This window comes from Mycobacterium sp. NGS33 (genome assembly GCF_059812885.1).
In genome coordinates this window covers 1-469 of the sequence record NZ_JCALDN010000048.1, presented here as the reverse complement: position 1 = coordinate 469, position 469 = coordinate 1, and the positions used below count along the sequence as shown (strand labels likewise).

General features: G+C 61.6%; 1 protein-coding gene. It reads left to right on the top strand.

Annotated elements, in window-relative coordinates:
* Window positions 1-469 (top strand): MCE family protein (locus AC5Y5B_RS25255; RefSeq protein WP_500007403.1); only part of this gene is annotated, 469 nt, incomplete at both ends.

Below are 469 nucleotides of genomic sequence, written 5' to 3'. Positions count from 1 at the left end.
AGCTGACGATGTTGGCCGCGCGGGCTGGTTTGGTGATGGATCCGGGTTCGAAGGTGACCTACAACGGGGTGGAGATCGGCCGGGTGGGGTCGATTGCGGAGACCGTCCGTGAGGGCAAGCCGGCGGCGAAGTTCACCCTCGAGGTGTATCCGCGGTATCTCAAGCTGATTCCGTCGAACGTCAACGCCGATATCAAGGCGACGACGGTGTTCGGCGGTAAGTATGTGTCGTTGACGACGCCGGCGAATCCGTCGCCGCAGAAGATTTCGCCGCGCACGGTGATCGATGCGCGGTCGGTGACCACCGAGATCAACACGTTGTTTCAGACGATCACCTCGATCGCGCAGAAGGTGGATCCGGTCAAGCTGAATCTGACGTTGAGTGCGGCGGCGCAGTCGCTGTCGGGGCTGGGGGAGAAGTTCGGCCAGTCGGTGGTCAACGCCAACATCTTGCTCGATGACGTGAACCC